Annotated in this window: 1 protein-coding gene; it reads right to left on the reverse strand. The window is 61.6% G+C overall.

Annotated elements, in window-relative coordinates; all coding sequences use genetic code 11:
* Positions 1-58: 58 nt before the first annotated feature.
* On the reverse strand, positions 59-258 hold a 200-nt coding region (locus SB822_RS58700), incomplete at its 5' end, for a hypothetical protein (protein ID WP_410859323.1).

Here is a 258-nt window from a genome sequence, read left to right on the forward strand (position 1 = left end):
TTCAGCCATCTGCGTCGTCCTTCTCTCAGCGTGTGCGGGAGCTCCGGCCACGAATCCACTACCTGCCGACCGCGGACACGAAGTGGGCACGGTGCTCACTGCCGGTGTAAGCGATCTGCAGATCGATGCAGGATCGTTCGACATTTCTGCCGAAGCGAAGCAGGAAGTCGTCGGGGCTTTCCGTGCCGAGTTGACGAAGATCGGCGTGCCCGTCGCTGCGTCCGGTGCGCCGGTCGTTCTTCACGTCACGGAATTCAA

Origin of the sequence: Paraburkholderia sp. SIMBA_054, from assembly GCF_046534875.1 — a bacterium.
Classification (GTDB): Bacteria; Pseudomonadota; Gammaproteobacteria; order Burkholderiales; family Burkholderiaceae; genus Paraburkholderia; species Paraburkholderia hospita.